At 77.4% G+C, this 17486-nt stretch carries 13 protein-coding genes and 2 pseudogenes; 6 read left to right on the forward strand and 9 right to left on the reverse strand.

The window, feature by feature from the left end; translation table 11 throughout:
* Positions 1-120: 120 nt before the first annotated feature.
* On the reverse strand, positions 121-552 hold the full coding sequence (locus tag IHE55_RS29010) for a cold-shock protein (protein WP_197992391.1): 432 nt from the start codon (positions 550-552) through the stop codon (positions 121-123).
* A 954-nt stretch (positions 553-1506) separates the two neighbouring features.
* Here IHE55_RS29010 and IHE55_RS29015 point away from each other — a divergent pair.
* Complete coding sequence (locus IHE55_RS29015; RefSeq protein WP_197992392.1) at positions 1507-2529, forward strand: isopenicillin N synthase family dioxygenase; 1023 nt, start codon at positions 1507-1509, stop codon at positions 2527-2529.
* 156 nt (positions 2530-2685) lie between these two features.
* On the opposite strand, the gene IHE55_RS29020 is transcribed toward IHE55_RS29015, so the two are convergent.
* Entirely contained in the window at positions 2686-3918 is a 1233-nt protein-coding gene (locus IHE55_RS29020) for a serine hydrolase domain-containing protein (protein ID WP_197992393.1), read from the reverse strand.
* Positions 3919-4231: 313 nt separating this feature from the next.
* On the opposite strand from IHE55_RS29020, the gene IHE55_RS29025 reads away from it, so the two are divergent.
* A complete protein-coding gene (locus IHE55_RS29025; RefSeq protein ID WP_197992394.1) occupies positions 4232-4588 on the forward strand; it encodes a DUF6204 family protein in 357 nt (118 codons plus the stop codon).
* 486 nt (positions 4589-5074) lie between these two features.
* On the opposite strand, the gene IHE55_RS29030 is transcribed toward IHE55_RS29025, so the two are convergent.
* Complete coding sequence (locus tag IHE55_RS29030; RefSeq protein WP_197992395.1) at positions 5075-5794, reverse strand: hypothetical protein; 720 nt, start codon at positions 5792-5794, stop codon at positions 5075-5077.
* A 217-nt stretch (positions 5795-6011) separates the two neighbouring features.
* Between IHE55_RS29030 and IHE55_RS29035 the strand changes: the two genes are divergently transcribed.
* The 3 genes and pseudogenes from IHE55_RS29035 (at position 6012) to IHE55_RS29045 (ending at position 8899) form a co-directional block, all read left to right on the forward strand.
* Positions 6012-6155, forward strand: coding sequence for a hypothetical protein (locus IHE55_RS29035; RefSeq protein ID WP_197992396.1), 144 nt, complete (start codon positions 6012-6014; stop codon positions 6153-6155).
* Positions 6156-6603: 448 nt separating this feature from the next.
* Positions 6604-7503, forward strand: a pseudogene (locus tag IHE55_RS29040) (MFS transporter); the annotation flags it as partial.
* 613 nt (positions 7504-8116) lie between these two features.
* Positions 8117-8899 (forward strand): PIG-L family deacetylase, encoded by a 783-nt coding sequence (locus tag IHE55_RS29045; protein ID WP_197992397.1) that lies wholly within the window; start codon positions 8117-8119, stop codon positions 8897-8899.
* 79 nt (positions 8900-8978) lie between these two features.
* On the opposite strand, the gene IHE55_RS29050 is transcribed toward IHE55_RS29045, so the two are convergent.
* Positions 8979-9860, reverse strand: coding sequence for an NAD(P)-dependent oxidoreductase (locus IHE55_RS29050; protein WP_197992398.1), 882 nt, complete (start codon positions 9858-9860; stop codon positions 8979-8981).
* Positions 9861-9956: 96 nt separating this feature from the next.
* Between IHE55_RS29050 and IHE55_RS29055 the strand changes: the two genes are divergently transcribed.
* Complete coding sequence (locus IHE55_RS29055) at positions 9957-10319, forward strand: winged helix-turn-helix transcriptional regulator (RefSeq protein ID WP_197992399.1); 363 nt, start codon at positions 9957-9959, stop codon at positions 10317-10319.
* Between the two features lie 358 nt (positions 10320-10677).
* Here IHE55_RS29055 and IHE55_RS29060 read toward each other — a convergent pair whose 3' ends face one another.
* From IHE55_RS29060 to IHE55_RS29080, 5 genes and pseudogenes are all read right to left on the reverse strand, one after another.
* A complete protein-coding gene (locus tag IHE55_RS29060) occupies positions 10678-11139 on the reverse strand; it encodes a hypothetical protein (RefSeq protein ID WP_197992400.1) in 462 nt (153 codons plus the stop codon).
* A 664-nt stretch (positions 11140-11803) separates the two neighbouring features.
* Positions 11804-13078: a branched-chain amino acid ABC transporter substrate-binding protein gene (locus IHE55_RS29065; RefSeq protein ID WP_197992401.1), complete on the reverse strand. Its 1275-nt coding sequence runs from the start codon at positions 13076-13078 to the stop codon at positions 11804-11806.
* 793 nt (positions 13079-13871) lie between these two features.
* Positions 13872-14522 (reverse strand): annotated as a pseudogene (locus IHE55_RS33335) (serine/threonine-protein kinase); the annotation flags it as partial.
* An 817-nt stretch (positions 14523-15339) separates the two neighbouring features.
* Positions 15340-16332, reverse strand: a complete 993-nt coding sequence (locus tag IHE55_RS29075; RefSeq protein WP_197992402.1) for a Rossmann-fold NAD(P)-binding domain-containing protein — start codon at positions 16330-16332, stop codon at positions 15340-15342.
* A gap of 260 nt (positions 16333-16592) precedes the next feature.
* Positions 16593-17447, reverse strand: coding sequence for a class I SAM-dependent methyltransferase (locus tag IHE55_RS29080; RefSeq protein ID WP_197992403.1), 855 nt, complete (start codon positions 17445-17447; stop codon positions 16593-16595).
* Positions 17448-17486 lie beyond the last annotated feature (39 nt).

Genomic DNA, 17486 nt, shown 5'->3' on the forward strand with positions numbered 1-17486 from the left:
GGCGGCGGGCGGCCCCGGAGCGGCCCGCACGGCGCGCCGGCAGCACGACGGCCATCCGCACGACGCCCGGGCCTCCCGGCCGGGGCGCGTACGGATGGCCGTTCGGGCCGGTGCCCGGTCCTACTGGTCGATCCAGCGGTGCGCGCGGGCCAGCTCGTCGACGCAGCCGCGCACCTGGAGCAGCTGCGCGGCGGTCAGCGTCGGGACCGCCTTCAGCAGCGCCTCGGTCAGCTCGTGCCGGAACTCCGCCACGGACAGCAGGTCGCACTCGGAGTCGTCGGCGTCCCCGGTCGCCTTCACCACAGTGCTCAGCGCCGAGCTGGGCCGCACCGCGGGCACCGGGCTGAGCTGTTCGATGATGCGGACGTCCGACGCCTTGGGGCCCCGTTCCCCCTCCTCCACCGCGAACGACACCCGCAACCCCGGACGGAACAGGTACTTGTCGTCCAGCAGGTCGTTCACGTGCATGAACACGTCTTCCGTGCCGTTGTCCGGCGCGATGAAGCCGTAACCACGAATCTCGTCGAATCGGACGACTTTCCCTGTCGTCATACCAGACATCCCACTCAACCCCGATACAACCTCGAACCACTACATCGACATCAGCGAAGATCTCTCGGCTCAATGCCGGGCATCAGCCTACAAGCCGGGTGCGCCCACGTCACCGTTGGGTCACAATCCGGGCCGGACGGGCGATGGTTGCGCACCGGGCGTCGTACGCGCGGCCGGTCCACGGCCGGTTGCCGCGCGGCAACCCGCCCGGCCCGCGGGTGCCCCCGCCGTGCGGCCCTCCCTCCGGCGCCTCCCGCGCGCCGTGCGGTCCTCCGGCCCCGTACACCGGGCCGTCTCCGTCCCCGTCCCTGGCACCGGGCCGCCCTCGGGTCCGCGCACCGGGTTGCCCTCGTGCCCGCGCGCCGGGTTGCCGTCGCCCTCGGGGCCGCGTGCCGGGTTCCTCCCGGAGGGCCTCGTGCGCGGTGTGGCCCGGTCACCGGAGGACTCGTGCCGGACGCCGTGGTGTCCGGGCGACGCCGTACCCGGCGCCGTGGTGCCCGGGCCGCCGCGGTGGTGGCGGAGCCCGCTGACGCGCGACGTCGGGGCCCCTGCCGCACGACGGGCTCTCTGCCGCACGACGCAGGTCCTCCACGTCACGACGCCGGCCCACCCGGCCGGTGGGCGACCGGGCCGGAGCCCGGTCCCGGCGGGTGACCGGGGTCACGGACGGTTTCGGCCACCAGGCGGTAACCTGTCGGCCATGGTTCCGCTCGTACGCCGCCGCCACGTGGACTTCGTCCGCGTCACGAGCATGTCCTGTCCGCGCCTCGGCTGAGTCGCCTCTTCCGGCCGCCTGCCCGCCCGGCGGGCTGGCCCGCCGCCGCCCGCGGCGCTCCTCCCACCCCCACCTCCCCGTACCCGGGACCGGTCGCGCGCGCCACCGCGCCCGCCGCCGGCGTGGGCCCGCCCAACGGCGGCCCCGGCCCGGGACCTGCACCCAGCGGACGGAACCCCATGTCTTCCCAGCAGCTTCCCCTGATCGACCTCTCCGCCGCCTCCGGCGGCCCGCGGGAGCGTGCCGCACTCCACGCCCAGCTCCACTCGGCCGCCCGCGACGTCGGCTTCTTCCAGCTGACCGGACACGGCGTCACCCCGGAGGAGACCGCCCGGCTCACCCGCGCGATGCGGGAGTTCTTCGCCCTGCCGGAGGCCGACCGGCTGGCGATATCCAACCTCACCTCCCCCCACTTCCGCGGCTACACCCGGATCGGTGACGAGCACACCGCGGGCAGCCGGGACTGGCGGGACCAGCTCGACATCGGGGCCGAGCGGCCGGCCCGCGTCCCCCGGCCGGACGAGCCCGCGTACCGGTGGCTGGAGGGCCCCAACCAGTGGCCCGCCGCGCTCCCGGAACTGCGCACCGTCGCACTGGCCTGGATCGACCGGCTCAGCGGTGTCGCCCGGCGGCTGCTGCACGAGCTGATCGCGGCCATCGGCGCCCCGCCGGACTTCTACGACGACGCCTTCGGCGACGACCCGCACCTGCACCTGAAGCTGGTCCGCTACCCGGGCCGCGCACCGGACGGCGCCGACCAGGGGGTGGGCGCCCACAAGGACTACGGTTTCCTCACCCTGCTGCTCCAGGACGACATCGGGGGGCTGCAGGTGGAGCGCTCCGACGGCCGGTTCCACGAGGTGCCGCCGCTGCCCGGCGCCTTCGTGGTGAACCTCGGCGAGCTGCTGGAGGTGGCCACGAACGGATACCTCAAGGCCACCAACCACCGCGTGGTGAGCCCGCCCGGGGAGCGGGAGCGGTTCTCCGTGCCGTTCTTCTACAACCCGCGGCTGGACGCCCGGATCGAGCCGCTGCCGTTCCCGCACGCCCGGCAGGCCCCCGGGGCCACCCAGGACCCGGCCAACCCGCTCTTCGCGGAGTACGGGCGGAACGCCCTCAAGGGCTGGCTGCGGGCCCACCCGGAGGTCGCCCGCCGCCACCACGCCGACCTGCTGGAGCCGGTCGCCGCGCCCGTCGGCTGAGCGGGCGGCCCCGCGGCCCGGCGGCCGGCCGGACGCCCGGTCGCGCCGCCGGGCCACGCGGCGGCCGTCCGGTCACCGGCGTACGTGGTCCGGTCACGGGCGTATACGGCCTGGTCACGGGCGTACGCGGTCCGGCCATGGGCGTGTGCCGTCCGGTCACCGGCGGGCGTCGCACAGGGCGCGGTCCACCACGGCGGTGGCGGCCCGCGCCTGACGCCCGGCGACGACAGGGTCCCCCGCCTGGCTGTGCACCGACAGGGTCAGCGCGGTCCTGCCGTCCTCGGTGGCGCCGGGCCACACGTAGAAGCCGAACCCGCCGCCGGAGTGCCCCCAGTAGCTCCCGCCGCAGCTGAGCGGGGTCCACTCCAGCCCCAGCCCGTAGCGGGTGCCCGGCACGCCCCCGGAGCCCTCGGGCAGCGCGACGGTCCGCCGCATCTCGGCGAGTTGCGCGGGGCCCAGCAGCCGCCCCCGCAGCAGCGCCGAGAAGAACCGGTTGAGGTCCGCCGCGGTGCTGATGATCGAGCCGTCCGCGCCCCCGTCCAGAGGCAGATAGGCGACCGTGGTGTCGGTGAACGGCTCACCCGGTCCGAACTGCTGGTAGTCGCGGGCGTGCGGGTGCGGCAGGAACGGATGGTCGCCCGGGATGAGGGTGTGCCGGAGACCCAGCGGGCGCAGCACCCGGTCGTGCACCTCCCGCTCCCAGCCGCGCCCGGTGACCGCCTCGATCACCATCCCGGCCAGGATGTAGTTGGTGTTGGAGTACTCCCAGCCCGTGCCCGGCGCGAAGGACGGCGGGTGCGACAGCGCGAGGGCGACCCGCTCGGCGGGGGAGTAGGTGGTCCAGCGGTGGGCGAGGTACCCGCGGGCGCTGAACTCGGGCACCACGTCGCCGTCGTAGTCGGGCAGCCCGCTGGTGTGCTGGAGCAACTGCCGCAGGGTGATCCGGCGGCCGTCGTTGCCGTGCCCGCGGACCACACCCGGCAGCCATCGCTCCACCGTGTCGTCGAGCGACACCCGGCCCTCGCCGGTGAGTTGGAGCAGCACGGTGGCGACGAACGTCTTGGTGGTGCTGCCGGTCCGCAGATACCCCTGCCACGGCACCGGCCGGCCGGTGCGCAGATCGGCCACGCCGCCGCGGGCGGTGTGCGCGCCGCGCGGTGTGTCCAGCCGGACCGACACCCCGGTGTACCCGGCCCGGTGCAGGGCGGCGGCGTCCCGCTCCAGCCGGGGGCCACCGGGGTGCGCGGCGGACGCCGGGGGCGCCGGTGGGACCGGGGTGGCACCGTCCGGCCCGGTGGCGTGGGCGCGCGCCGGGAGGAGCGCGGCGGACAGGACGCAGACGACCAGCGTCGCGGTGCGGGCGGCACGGCGGCCTCGGACGAGCGGCATGGGCTCACCGTAGGGCGGGGCGTACCGGGCCGCACCCGATCGGCACCCGGACGGGCGCCCCGGGCCCCGGCCGGCGCTCACGACACCCGACACCCGGCACCCCGGACGCCCGGGGACCGCCACACGGTGAACCGGCGGGGCCCCGGCCGGTTCACCGTGTGGCGGTCCCCGGGCGTCCGAAGCCGGGCCCGGGCCGGCCGGGGCGGCCACTGCGCCGTGCGGTCCCCGCACCCACTGCCGGCGGTGAGCCGCTGGTGCGGCGACGCCGGTAAAACGCGTGGTGCGGCAGGGGCCGGCTGTCTAGTGTGACGGCATGACTGCGCGTACCTTCCGGATCCTCGTGCGCGGGGAGTTCGACGGCCTCGGGCCCGAACAGCGGGCCGAACTGCTGGCCCGGGCCGCCGAGCACGTCGTCCTGCGGGCGGCCTTCACCCGGGAGGGCCACCTCAGCTACGACATCGCCGCGCGGCCCGCCTTCGCCTTCCGCTTCCTGGACTCCGGGGAGGCCGAGGAGGACATCCTGGAGGCGACCGAACGTGCCGAGTCGGCAGCGAAGCGCTGGCTGACCGAGCGTGGCTACGGCTTCAAAAAACTCCGGTCCCAGGCCGAGGACCTGTCCCAGGCGCCGCTGGGCAAGCGGCAGCGCCGCGCCGCCCGCGGTGGGCGCTGACCACGACGGCACCTCGACCGTCGGCACGCCGACCGGCGAGGCGAGGGCCGGTGGCCGTGACGGTGCGTGAGGGCCGGCGGCCTCGGCGGCGCGCGGGCCGGTGACGCGTGGACCGGCGACCGTGACGGCGTGTGGGCACCGGGGGCGCGGCGGCAGTCCGCCGGGGCCGCGCACCCGCCGGTACCGTCCGGGCAGCCGCGGGACGCCACCCGCGCGGTACGACACACAGTACGCATGGGGTGGTGAAGTCCGGCGGTGCGCCCCGGGGCGTTCCATGACGCACCGTCAGGGCCGCCACCGTACGACGTCCGGTCTCCAGCCCCCGGCGCGCCGCACCACGGGTGGCCGCAACGTCACCGGGACCCGGGCGGCGGCGGTCCCGGCCGGTGCCCGGGGCCGGTTCCGGCCCGGCGGTGCTCCCGGCGGAGGCCGCGGGTGGAGGCCGGTGCCGGCGCCGGAGGCCGCCGTGGGGGAGGACCGGCGGGCTCAGTCGAGTGCGGACCATGCCTCCTCGACCAGCGCCGCGACGTCTTCCGGCCGGGTCCGCACCTCCGCGGTCACCCCGCGCACCTGCACCGTCAGGCCGTCTTCCGTGCGCTGGCAGAACTCGACGTTCACCGTCTCCGGTCCCGGCTTGCGCCGTGCGGGCACGGGCTGGTTGTGGACCACGCACGCCACCTCGCCCACCCGGACCACCTCCCGGGTGGGCTCGGCCAGCCCCAGCGCGGCCGCGTCCTCGTAGGGCGCGAACGGCTCGGGGGAGCCGGCCCGGACCGCGGTGAGCATGAGCTGCCCGGTCATTTCCTGGTCGGTGTAGGTCTGCACCGCCGCCGGGGCACCGCCGTACGCGGCGGACAGTGACGTGGCGCTCCGCTCGTCGGCCTCGGCGACGCGTCGCGCGGTCCGTTCGGCCCCCTCGTGGCTGACCGCGCCGGCGGCGTCACCGAACCGCGGGTACATGCCCAGCTTGTCCGGCAGCCGGGGCGCTGCCGGGGGCCGGTCCGGCCCGGTGGCCGCCGGGCCGTCGTCGTCATCCCCTTCGCCGCCGACGACCAGCCATACGGCCCCGGTGAGGGCCGCCCCCACCAGCAGACCGGCCAGACCGGCTGCCCACGGGTTCGACCGGATGCCCCGTTGCCGTGGCACGGGTGCCGCCCCGGCGGGCGCGTCCGCGGGCCGGTTCGGTATCTCACGATCTTCGGTCATGCCCTTCATCCTGCCGACACCGGCGCCCGGAACGGTGTGTTCCGAGAAATCCGCCGCACCCCGCCCACCGCTCCACCGGCGGACGGCCGGCGGCGCGCGCCGCGGCGGGTTCCGGTCACCCGCGGCATCCGTAACCGGCCACCCGAGCCGGCCGCGACGGGGCGACGAGCGGCCGGGCGGAATCCTGGTACCGAGCGCGGAGGGGAGGTGTTCAGTGATGGGTTACCAGACGCTGTGCGGCGCGCCGACGAAGAAGGGCGGACGGTGCCGGAACAAGGCGATGGTCGGCTACGCGCGGTGCCAGAAACACCGGGGTGACTGGGTCCGGCCGCAGATACGCAGGGGCAAGAAGCGCACCTGACCGCCCGGTTGCCGCGCCGGGCCGTGATGCCGGACCCCGCGCCCGGCGGCGGAACCGGCCCGGTACAAACCCGGCACCCGCGTCGGGACGGCCCGGGGCCGGCGCGGGGGAGGCCGGGGCGGCGCGGCCCGGGGCCCGGCGGACGTCCGGTCCGCGCGCCCGGCGCCCGGTCAAGCCCCGCCGCCCTCCGGGCGTGAGGACCCGACTCCCGCGCGTCGGGGGCTCTGCCGGCCGGGTAGGCCGCCGCCATGCGGGGCCCGCCGGCGCCGTACGGTGTCGACCCTTCCGGGCGGGCGGGCCCGCGGGGTAGGTTGCCGGCATGTTCCTCTTCCGTGCGTAGGAGCCGGTGCCACCGCGTCCGCCGGGCGCGGTCCGCGCCGTCCCCGTACGGTGCGGTGCCGTGGGGCGCCGTGCCGTGCCACTCCTTCGCCCCCTGGGGAACCCACTGATGTCCTCGCCCGCTTCGGCGCCGTCGTACGCGGCGGTGCTGCGCATCCGTCATGCCCGCCGTACCTTCGGCGCGGCGCTGCTGGGCCGTCTGTCGTACGGCACGGTCTTCCTCTCCCTGGTCCTGACGGTCCGGGACACCACCGGCTCCTACGCCGCCGCCGGTACCGCCTCGGCTCTGTTCGGCCTCAGCGGCGTCCTGTTCGCCCCGGCCCGGGCGGGACTGGTCGACCGGTACGGGCCGCGCCGGGTGCTGCCCGCCCTGGCCACCGGCTACGCGCTCACCCTGACCGTGCCGGCCCTGCTGCCCTCCGGGGTGCGCGTCCCGGAGGCGGCGGTGATGATCTGGGCGGTGGCCGCCGGCGCCGGCATGCCGCCGCTCGGTCCGGTCATGCGCACCGTGTGGCGCCGGCTCGCCCCGGACGAGGCGCTGCTGCGCCGCGCGTACAGCCTGGACACCGTCGCCGAGGAACTCCTCTTCGTGACGGGCCCGCTGCTGACCGGTCTGCTGCTCCAGGTGGCGGCGCCGGTGGCCGGTCTTCCGGTGAGCGCCGGGCTCGTCCTGGCCGGCACCCTCGCCTTCGTCTCCTCCCCGGCCCTGCGGGACGGACCGGACACCACGGCCCGCCGCTCGCCACGGCCGGTGGGGCCGCCGCGCCCCGCCCAAGGCCCCCGGGCCGGGCGGGCACGACGGCGGCCGTGGGCGGACGGGCGTGCCGGGCGCCGGGCCGTCACCGCCGCGGCGGGGGCCGGCATGTGCTCCGGTGCCGTGGAGATCCTGCTGGTCGCCCTGGCCGACCGGCAGGGGCAGCCCGCGGTGGCGGCGTGGTCGATGGCGGCGCTCTCCGCGGGCAGCGCCGTCGGCGGCCTGGTCCACGGCGCCGTCCGGTGGCCCGCCCGGGCCGGTGCCCGGCCGGCGCGCTGGGTGGTCGCCCAGGGGGTGGTCGTCGCCCCCATGGGCCTGAGCCCCCACCCGTGGCTCCTGGTGGTCTGGTCAGGGCTCGCCGGGCTCTTCGTGGCACCTGCTCTGACCAGCGCGTACCTGGCCGCCGACGAGGCCGCCGAGCCGCACGGGCGGATCCGGGCGGGCACCTGGGTGAACACCGCCTTCAACGCCGGTACGGCCGGGGCGGCTGCCGCCGCCGGGCTGCTGGTGGGCTCGCTGCCGCTGTCGCTGTGCTTCGGGTGTGCCGGACTCGCCGCGGTGGTGGCCGGGGTGGCGGCCCGTCCGCGGCGGGCGGCCGCGTCCGTCCCCGGCACCGCTCTCCCCGGCCCGGGCCACTCCCGGCGGCGGAAGGCCGGGCCGCCCCGGGAGCCGGCTGACGCCGCACGGGACGCGGCTGACGCCGCACGGGACGCGGCTGACGCCGCACGGGACGCGGCTGACGCCGCACGGCCCGGCCCGTCTTCCGCCCCCGGCACCCGCGCCCCGGTCCGCGGTGCGGGGGCGCCGGCCGGTCAACGGGGCGACGGGTGGCGTAGGTTGGGTCCGATCCGACGACAGGGAGGACACCGTGGCCGAGCCGGGTCTGCTGTGTGTGCACGCGCACCCCGACGACGAGGCGCTGTGGACCGGCGGGGTGCTGGCCAAGTACGCCGGGGCGGGGGCGAGGACCGGCGTGGTCACCTGTACGTGGGCCGAGGGCACCCGGCGGGCGGGCGAGCTGGAGCGGTCGCTGGACATCCTGGGCGCCGGGGCACCCCGGCTGCTGGGCTACGCCGACAGCGGGGTGCCCGACTCCGCACCCGGCGCCCCGCCGTTCAGCGAGGCTCCGTTCGACGAGGTGACCGAGCGGCTGGTCGGACAGATCCGGCGGTTCCGCCCGGACGTGGTGATCACCTACGACGCGTACGGCGGCTACGGCCACCCCGACCACGTACGGGCGCACCGCGCGACCGTGGCGGCGGTGGAGGCGGCCGGCCACGACCAGCTGTATCCGGAGTCCGGTGCGCCCTGGCAGCCCCGGGCCCTGTATCTCGTCACGGTGGCCCGCTCGGTGGTGGCCGAGGTGTGGCGGGAGGCGTTCGGGGAGCGGGCGGAGGACGGCGGGCCGCTCCCCGGGGTGCCCGACGAGCGCATCACCACGGTGGTGGACGTACGCCCCTGGGCCGACCGCAAGTGGGCGGCGCTGCACGCGCACGTCTCGGAGGTCGAACGGGGCGCCGCCTTCACCCGGCTCACCTCGCTCCCGGCGCCGCTGCGGGACCGTCTGCTGGGCACCGAGTGGTACCTGCGCCGGGATCTGGTCCCGGCGGCCGGACCCGGCCGCGACCTGCCCGGCGAGGGTCTGCTGTGACCTGGCCGGCCGGCCGCGGCCGCTGGTGGAGGGCCCTGACGCCCGGTGGCCCCCGAGAGGCCGGTCCCGCAGGCGCGGGTCAGCGCACCAGCAGGTCGATCACGCCCGTCACGTCCTCCTCGCCGCTGCCCTCGGCCAGGCGGCGGCGCATCAGCTCGAAGTACGGGCCGAGCAGTTCGGGGCTGACGCCCTGCTGCTCGGCGGTGTTCAGGAAGGTCGGGATGCCGGCCACCTGCATGGCGAGGTTGGACACGACCCCCTGGGTGTAGTCGCCGCTGCGCAGCTGCTCGGCGGTGTGGTGAACCGCGGGGGCCATCGCGACGATCCAGTCGGCGAGCAGCGGGGCGAGCGACGCGGGGTCGATGTCCTCCTTGCGGATCAGCGCGAAGGCGTGCGACGCGCCGGCGAACATCCCGTACATGGCGCTGAGCAGGGCCACGTCGTGCAGGGCCGCGAAGCCCGCGTCCTCGCCGACGTACCGGGTGCCGGTCGGCACGGCCAGGGTCTCCCGGTGCCGCTCGAACAGCTCCTCGGGGCCGCTGTAGAAGACGTAGCCGCCGGATTCGGGGACGCCGATCATCGGCGGGACGGCCATGATCCCGCCGTCCAGGTAGCGGGCGCCGCGCTCTTGGGCCCACCGGGCGCGGGCGCGGGCCTGGGCAGGGGTGCCGGTGGTCAGGTTGACCAGGTCCCGGCCGGTCAGGTCGGCGCCGGCCAGAACCTCTTCCACCGAGGCGTCGTCCAGCAGACAGACGACGACCAGGGTGTTCGCCGCGACCGCCGCGGCGGCGCTGTCCGCGACCTCGGCGCCGTCGGCGGCCAGTGCCTCGGCGCGGGCCGGGGTACGGTTCCAGACGGTCAGCGGGTGCCCGGCGGCGAGCCAGGTACGGGCCAGCGCGGTGCCCATCGCACCGAGGCCCAGCAGGGTCAGGGGGGTCTTCTCAACCGTGTCAGGTGTCATGCCGATTAGGCTGGCCAACGGCCCGGAGGTGATCAAGTACGCACTTCGGAGTGGGTGCTTACCCCGGGGAGAGCGAGCACGTCGGAAGGGTGGGGCATGACGACGCTGAACCGGCCGGGGACACCGGACGGCCACGTCTGCGGGATCGACACCGCGATGGAGGTGGTCGGCGGCAAGTGGAAGGTGCTGATCCTCTGGGCTCTCCACGAGCATCCGTTCCGCCGCTTCGGCGAGCTGCGGCGGCTGCTCCCGGGGATCACGGAGAAGGTGCTCGCCTCCCACCTGCGCGAGATGGAGGCGGACGGCGTGGTGCGCCGCGTCTCCTACGACGAGGTGCCGCCCCGTGTGGAGTACTCGCTGACCGAGAACGGCAGGCGCCTCAACGACGCCCTCCGGCCGCTGGCCGAGTGGGGCCGCGAGTGGGCGGCCGCGCGGCGGCCGGCGGAGCGGGCGGGCTGAGGCGTCCGGCGACGTACCGGCCGCGACGGCGCGAGCGGGGGCGGCACCGACCGGGGACGGCGGTGGTCAACGGTGGCGGGCGGGGGATGGTGGTGGCCGGGGAGGGCGGTGTCCACGGCGGTGGCCGGGACGGCGGCCGTCACCGTCGCCCGGTGACGGATCGCAGGCCCGTCATGCTCGCCCGGTGATACGGATGGCGAACCCTCCGGCCCCCGTCGGCACGTGCCCCGGTGCGCGCCTCGGCGCCGGTGCCGGCCGGCGGGTTTCCGGAGACCGCCGGTGCCGCCGCCGTGTGCCGTCCGTCCCTTCCCGCCCTCCGTCCCTTCCACCGGGCGCCCGGCGCCCGGTGGGCGCCGGCTCAGCGGCGGTGGCGGAGCGCGCAGCGGGCGGCGGTCACGGCGCGGTGGGGGCCGGTGAGGCCGTCGGCGAGGAGGGACAGCCCGATGCCCAGCAGCCACACGTCCTTCGCCAGCGGAAGGCCCTGCTCGGTCGGGCGGAGACTGCCCTCCTCGCGCATGCCCGGGGTCTTCAGGTACAGCCCGATGGTGCCCAACGAGAACGCGGTCAGCGCGCCGCCGGCGACCACGACCGGGACACCGGGCAGGAGCAGCGCGGCGGCGATGGCGATCTCGCCGGCGGACAGCAGCCGGGTGAACTGCTGGGCGTCGACCTTCGCCAGCTTCGGGTAGGTGGCCTTCGCGAATCCGTGCAGGGCCTCGGCCGTCTGCTCGTCCGCCCCGCGCTTGGTCAAGCCGGAGTGGAGGAAGAACGCGCCGGAGGTGAGCCGGAGCGGTAGCTGCCGGGCGGCGGACCGCCACATGGGACGGGACGCCGTCCAAACCCAACCGGAACCCATCGAGAACCTCCTGCGTCGCCCGCCGCCGCTGCCCACCGGTAGCCGCCGGTGGCCGTTGTCCCCTCCACCACCGTGCCAGCCGGGGGGCGGGTGTCAAACGCAGCGGCCGCCCCGCCCGCCGTCCGGGGGGACGCCGCCCACCCCCCGCCCGGGCTCCCGGGCCGCCGGCCGCCTTCCCGTCCGGTTCGCGGGACGCGGAGCGCTCCGGGGCCCGACGGACCCGACCGGTCCCGGCCCGGCGCGACCAGGGGCCTGCAGGGCCCGGCCGGGGTGTGACCGGGACCCTCCCGGCCCGGCTCGCTCCTCGTTGGCCCGCCCCATCCGCCGTCCGCCGCTCGCGGCTCCGCCCGGCCCCCGCGGGCCGCGCGCGACCGCCCCCGGCCCGCAGGGGTACGCGGTCCGGGAGGTGGCATCCGGCCGCCGCGGGGGCCATCCGGTCCGGGGATCGGCGTCCGGTACGGGAGGACGGCGGCGGGCCCTGCCGCACACTGCCGGTCCCGGGCGAGCCGTGCGCGCCGGCCGGGCCCCGCACCGGGCCGGGCGGGGATGCGCCGGACCGTGCCGGGCCCCGCGCCCGGGCGGGGTCGCGCCGGGCCGCGTGGGGGCGCTCCGTGCCGGGAGCGGTGCGTCACCCCCGGGAGCCGTCGCCGGCCGCGCCGTGGGTGACGTACCGCCAGCCGCCGCTGTCCACCCGGTACACCGAGACCTGCCGGTTGGTGACGTCCCCGTACTCGTCGAAGGCGATCTCCCCGGTCACCCCGTCGAAGGAGACGTCCCGCAGCGCCTCCACCACCTGGGCCCGGGCGTCGTCCGGCAGCCTGCCGCCGGCCTCCGCCACGACGTCCTTGACCGCCTGGACGATCGCCCAGGCCGCGTCGTAGGCGTAACCGCCCTGAATCGCCGGCGGGTCCGGGTGGCCCGCGTCCCGGTAGGCCCTGACGAACGCCCGGGCGGAGGCGAGCCGCTCGGGCGGGACCCCCACGGTGGTGCAGATGTCGCCGTCGGCCCGCGCACCCCCGGCGAGAGCCACATAGCCGTCGTTGTACAGGCCGTCCCCGCCGGCCAGCGGTTCGTCGAACCCGGTCTCCCGGAGCTTCCTGGCCAGCGGCCCGCCCACCGGGTACACGCCGCCGAAGTAGACCACGTCGGCGCCGGAGTCGCGCACCTGGGCGGCGGTGCCGCCGAAGTCCTGGCCGTACGGGTCCGCCTCGCCCGCGCCGGCGATCCGTCCGCCGAGGGCGGTGAACTCCTCGCGGAACGCGTGCACCGGGCCGGACGGGCCGGACCGCTCCCCGATGACGAACGCCCTGCGCTTGCCCAGGTCCCGGTACAGGTACCGGGCCGCGAACCGGGCCTGCTGCTCATCGGTGGTCACGGTGCGGAAGAACGTCCCGAACGGGCGCTTCCGTTGGCCCCGCTCCCACCGGTCGCCGAGGGTCAGCACCGGGTTCGTCGCGGCCGGTGAGACCTCGGCCAGGTCCGCGTCGGCGAGCACCGGCCGGGTCGCCTGGGCGACGGCGGTGGTGGCCGGACCGACCACTCCGAGGACGTCGTCGTCGGCGGCCAGCCGCGCGGCGTTGCGTCGCCCGTCCTCCGGCCGGGCCCGGTCGTCCACGGCGGTGACCTCGAAGGTGATGCCGGGCACCTCTCCCCGCCGGTTGGCGTCCCGTACCGCCAGGTCGACCGAGTTCTTGATCACCTGCCCGAAGGAGGCCAGGTCGCCGGTGAGCGGGGCGCTCACCGCGATGGTCACCGTGGTGTCCGGTTCCCGTCCGCCCCGGGACGGCGAGGAGCCCGCCGGGGTGCCGGAGGGAGCGGCCCACCGTCCGTCGTCGGAGCCGGTGCCGCCCCCACCCCCGAAGAGCCGGGGACCCCACAGCAGCGCGGCGGTGACCGCGGCCACCGTGGTGACCGCGGTCAGCGCCGTCAGCGTCCGACGCCGGGACCACCGCCGGCGTCCGCCCGCGCCGCCGGCCGGATCCCGGGTGGCGGCCGGCCACCCGGCGGGCGCGACGGTCGCGCCGGGGTCGTACGGCGGAGGGGGCGGCCCGTAGGCCGCCGGCCGGTCCCCGCCGGGGGCGTCCGGCGTGCCGGAACCGGTCCCGCCCCCCGTGCCGGTGACGGCGCCGGACGTACGCGTGCCGGGCCGCGGGCCGGCGCCCGGGCCCGGACCGGTGGCGGGTGGAGGGGGCGTGCCGGTGGCGGAGGTGTCCGCGTCCGTCGGGGAGGGGGCGGTGGGCGCGGGGGTCCGCCGGGGAGGGGCGGCCGGGCCTGCGCCCGTACCGGCCGGGGAGGGGCTGCCGGAAGGGAAGGGGGGCACGGGGCGGGGACGGGCTGTCGGCCCGTGCGGGGCCGGGTGCGTCCGCGTCCGTCCGGGGCGGGCCGGGCGGACCGGGAACGGGCGGCTCCGAACGCGTCCGGGACGGCTCGGACGGTCCGGTGCCGGTGGTGCCGGTGGTGCCCGTGGTACCGGTGGGTCCGGCCGCCGGCGGTTCGGGCGCTGCCGCCCCGGCCGCCGCCGCGGAGGGCGGTGCCGGGGTCCGGGCCAGGGCCGCCGCCACCGTCGCGGGAAGCCAGGCCCCGCCGGAGAGGAGTTCGGCCACCCCGTGCCGGTCCCCCGCCGCCCCGGCGAACGCGTCGATGAGGGTGGCGACCGAGGGCCGCCGCGCGGGGTCCTTCGCCAGGCAGCGGGTGGCGAGTCCGGCCAGTCGCCCGGGCGGCAGCGCCGCCAGGTCGGGTTCCTCGTAGACGGTGCGGAACAGCACCCCGTGCGACGACCCGGTGCCGAAGGGCCCGGCGCCGGTGGCGGCGAAGACCAGCACCGCGCCGAGGGAGAACACGTCGCCGGCCGCCGTCACCGGACGGCCCTTCACCTGCTCCGGCGACATGAACCCCGGTGTCCCGATGAGACTGCCGGTCCGGGTGAGCGTACTGGTCTCGGCGACCGCGGAGATCCCGAAGTCGATCACCCGGGGGCCGTCCACGGCCAGCAGGACGTTGGAGGGCTTGAGGTCCCGGTGGACCACGCCGGCCGCGTGGATGGCCTCCAGGGCTTCCGCCAGTCCGGCCCCGAGCGCCAGCACCGCCGTCGGGGGCAGCGCCCCGTGGCCGGTCACCGCGGTGTCCAGCGACACCCCCCGCACATACGCCGTGGCCAGCCACGGTGGGGAACCGTCCGGGTCGGCGTCCACCACGCCCGCCGTGAAGACCCCGCTGACCTGGCGGGCCGCGGTGACCTCGCGGGCGAACCGGCGCCGGAATGCCTCGTCCTCGGCCAGTTCGGGCCGCACCACCTTCACCGCCACCGGCCGCCCGCCCCGCGACCGGCCGAGGTAGACCCGGCCCATGCCGCCCGCGCCCAGGCGCGCCACGATCCGGTACGGCCCCACGTACTCCGGATCCTCCGGTGTCAGCGCCTTGAACTCCCGCACCACCCGTACCCCCCGCGCCGTCGGCCCGCCGGCGGAGACGCCCCCTGGGGACGACCCGGGGCACACCGCCGTCACAGGGGGCTGGAGCCTACCGGTCCGGCGCGCCCCGCACCGTGGCCCCGGACCGCCCGCCTGCGGCCCCCCGCCCGCGCCGCGACCCCGCCCGCCCGCGCCGCGGTGCCGAGCCCGTTCCGGGACCGGCCGGGCGGCCGACCGGTGCGGCGAGTGGCCGGCGCCTGCCGGGTCGGTACGGGCGGCGCGGCGGCCCCGTCGGGGCCGAAGAGGCCGTCGGGGCCGAAGGGGGCCGGGGGCGCAGGGCGGGTGACGGGGCGGCAGGACCGTGTCCGGGCGAACGGGGCGAACGGGTGCCGCGCCGGTGGTGCGGGAGACGGTGGGCCGGCCGGGCGGTACGGCGGCGGGGCCGCCCGGTGCCGTCGGAGCCGGCGGAGCGGCCCGGGACCGTACGCCGCGAGGTCGCCCGACGGTGCCGGGGGTGGGCGGGACGGCACACGTGACGCGGGGGCGTGGTCCGGCGGCGGGCCGACGGTGGGGGTGGGCCGACGGTGGGGAGGCGTGGGCCGGTGGGTGACCCGGCGGCCCCGGAGCGGGCGGAGCGGCCCGGACCGTACGACGGCGCGAAGCGTCACGGTGCCGGGTCGAACGGGGGCGGCACCGCGGTACCGGTGCGCACCGCGGCACCTTCGGGTCCCGGACGGGCCTCACGGCCGGGCCGTCACCCCGCGCCCAGGGCGTCGAGCAACGCGCGTTCGCGCCGCGCGTCGAGACCGGCCCGCCGGTCCCGGTCCAGGCCCTGGGCACGCTCCCACCGCAGGGTGTCCGCGAGCAGTTCGGCCCGGGGGCGGTGGCGGAGCCCGGCGGCGCGGGCCGCGGAGCCGCTCCGGGCCGACCACCCCTCCCAGCCCGGCTCCACCAGCCACATCGGCAGCGACCCGGGACCCAGGTACTGGGCCACGCCCCTGTCCAGCAGCCACGGTGAACCGGCGGTGACCACCGGGCCGGTGTGCCCGCCGACAGTACGGGAGAGCTCCAGCCACCGGGCGAACGGGACGACCGGGCCGACGGCGTCGTAGGCGCCGGTGACACCCCGTTCCGCCGCGTCCAGCAGCCACGCCGCCAGGTCCCGTACATCGACCACCTGGGTGGGCAGATCGGGTACGTCCGGGACGAGCATCGGCCCGTGCGGGTCGCGCGCCGCCCGTGCCACCCAGTAGCCGGAGCGTCCGCTGTGGTCGCCCGGGCCGCCGATGAGGCCGGCCCGGGCGATGAGGAGCCGGTCGCCCACCGCCGCCGCGGACGCCTGCTCACAGGCCACCTTGGCCTCGCCGTACACCGCGCGGTCCGCCTCGCTCCGGTCGGTCGGAGGCAGCAGCTCCGCCGACTCGTCGGCGCCCCGGACGGCGTGGCGGGCGTAGGCGCTGACGGAGGAGACGTACACCCAGTGCCGGGCCCGGCCGGCCAGCGCGTCGAGCGCCGCCCGGACGAACCCCGGCTGCCAGGACACCTCCACCACCGCGTCCCAGGAACGGTCGCGCAGCGCCGCGTACGCCTCCGGGCCGCGCCGGTCCGCGGCCACCAGGAGGGCCCCGCGCGCGACCGCTCCGCTCTGCCCGCGGGCCAGGCACGTCACCCGGTGGCCGCGTGCGACCGCCTGACGCGCCACCTCCCGCCCCACCCACGCCGTTCCGCCCAGTACCAGGATCTCCATGGCGGCCACCCAAGCACCCGCCGCTGCCGCCGGGCCAGGGTGATCGGCCCACGGCAGATCCGCACCCCCGGGGCGGGAGCGCTGCGGTACACCGGCCGGGCGGACCCGCGGCCACCCGGTCCCGCCCTCGGCCCCCGGGAGACCGCCCCGGCCGGACACGGACCGGCCCGGCGCGGCACGGGCCCGCCGCGCGGGGAGGTCGCCGGGTACCGGGCGCGCGGGGCCGGCCGTGCCGCGCACCGGGAGCGGTCTGCCCGGGATCAGCCGGCCGGGGCCTCCGCGGTGATCAGGTAGTAGTCGAGCAGCCCCTCCCGGTAGGCGGTGAGGAAGTTCCGCGACCATGTCGTGGTGTACCCGCTGGTGGCCAGCCAGCGGTCCCAGCCGGGCCACACCAGGGCCCCGATGGACTCCGTCCGTACCGCCCGGAGACCGGCGTCGGCCAGCGAGCCGGTGAGCGCGCCGAGCGGGTGGGCGACGTCCAGCCCGTCGGCGTAGCTGTCGAGCATCGCCGCGAGCCGCTCCGGTGCGCCGGGGTCCTCGTGCGGGGTGAGGAAACCGGCCACGGCCAGCCGCCCGCCGGGGGCCAGCACCCGGGCGCACTCCCGGCCGAACGCCGCGAGGTCCCGGAAGTGCTGGACCGCCTCGACGCTGTACACCCCGCCGAACCGGCCGTCCCCGAACGGCATGGCCTCCGCCGCGCCCTGACGGAAACGCAGCCGCTCCGGGCTCTCGCCCAGCAGCCGTTCGTTGGCCCGGGCGGCCCGCTCCAGCTGCTCCGGGTGGATGTCCATCCCGGTGACGTCCGGCAGCCCGAACTCCTCGACGGCCAGCGCGCACCCCAACCCCAGCCCGCACCCCACCTCCAGCACGCCGCGCTCCCGCCGGGCCCCGCCGGTGCTCCCGGCGTCCCACCCCGGCCCGGTGAGCGCGGTGAGGACGTGCTGGTACATGCGCTGCTGGCTGCGGACCCGGTCCGCCACCGTCAGCGGACCGTCCAGGTCGATGCCGTCCCAGCAGCCGAAGTTGATGAAGCCGCCGGCGAAGGCCGGGATCGAGCTGAGGTCGAACGGTCCGTACACCCTGCGGACCTGCGGCGGGATGGATTCGGAACTCATCAGCGGCGCCCTCGCCTCCTGCTGGGGGACTGCGGTGCG

The sequence above is a fragment of the Streptomyces pactum genome (assembly GCF_016031615.1).
Classification (GTDB): domain Bacteria; phylum Actinomycetota; class Actinomycetes; order Streptomycetales; family Streptomycetaceae; genus Streptomyces; species Streptomyces pactus.

Excerpts from the sequence above, each read along its gene's own strand:
- IHE55_RS29010 (WP_197992391.1), bottom strand. The coding sequence starts at position 552 with ATGACGACAGGGAAAGTCGTCCGATTCGACGAGATTCGTGGTTACGGC.
- IHE55_RS29015 (WP_197992392.1), top strand. The coding sequence starts at position 1,507 with ATGTCTTCCCAGCAGCTTCCCCTGATCGACCTCTCCGCCGCCTCCGGC.
- IHE55_RS29020 (WP_197992393.1), bottom strand. The coding sequence starts at position 3,918 with ATGCCGCTCGTCCGAGGCCGCCGTGCCGCCCGCACCGCGACGCTGGTC.
- IHE55_RS29025 (WP_197992394.1), top strand. The coding sequence starts at position 4,232 with ATGACTGCGCGTACCTTCCGGATCCTCGTGCGCGGGGAGTTCGACGGC.
- IHE55_RS29030 (WP_197992395.1), bottom strand. The coding sequence starts at position 5,794 with ATGACCGAAGATCGTGAGATACCGAACCGGCCCGCGGACGCGCCCGCC.
- IHE55_RS29035 (WP_197992396.1), top strand. The coding sequence starts at position 6,012 with ATGGGTTACCAGACGCTGTGCGGCGCGCCGACGAAGAAGGGCGGACGG.
- IHE55_RS29050 (WP_197992398.1), bottom strand. The coding sequence starts at position 9,860 with ATGACACCTGACACGGTTGAGAAGACCCCCCTGACCCTGCTGGGCCTC.
- IHE55_RS29055 (WP_197992399.1), top strand. The coding sequence starts at position 9,957 with ATGACGACGCTGAACCGGCCGGGGACACCGGACGGCCACGTCTGCGGG.
- IHE55_RS29060 (WP_197992400.1), bottom strand. The coding sequence starts at position 11,139 with ATGTGGCGGTCCGCCGCCCGGCAGCTACCGCTCCGGCTCACCTCCGGC.
- IHE55_RS29075 (WP_197992402.1), bottom strand. The coding sequence starts at position 16,332 with ATGGAGATCCTGGTACTGGGCGGAACGGCGTGGGTGGGGCGGGAGGTG.
- IHE55_RS29080 (WP_197992403.1), bottom strand. The coding sequence starts at position 17,447 with ATGAGTTCCGAATCCATCCCGCCGCAGGTCCGCAGGGTGTACGGACCG.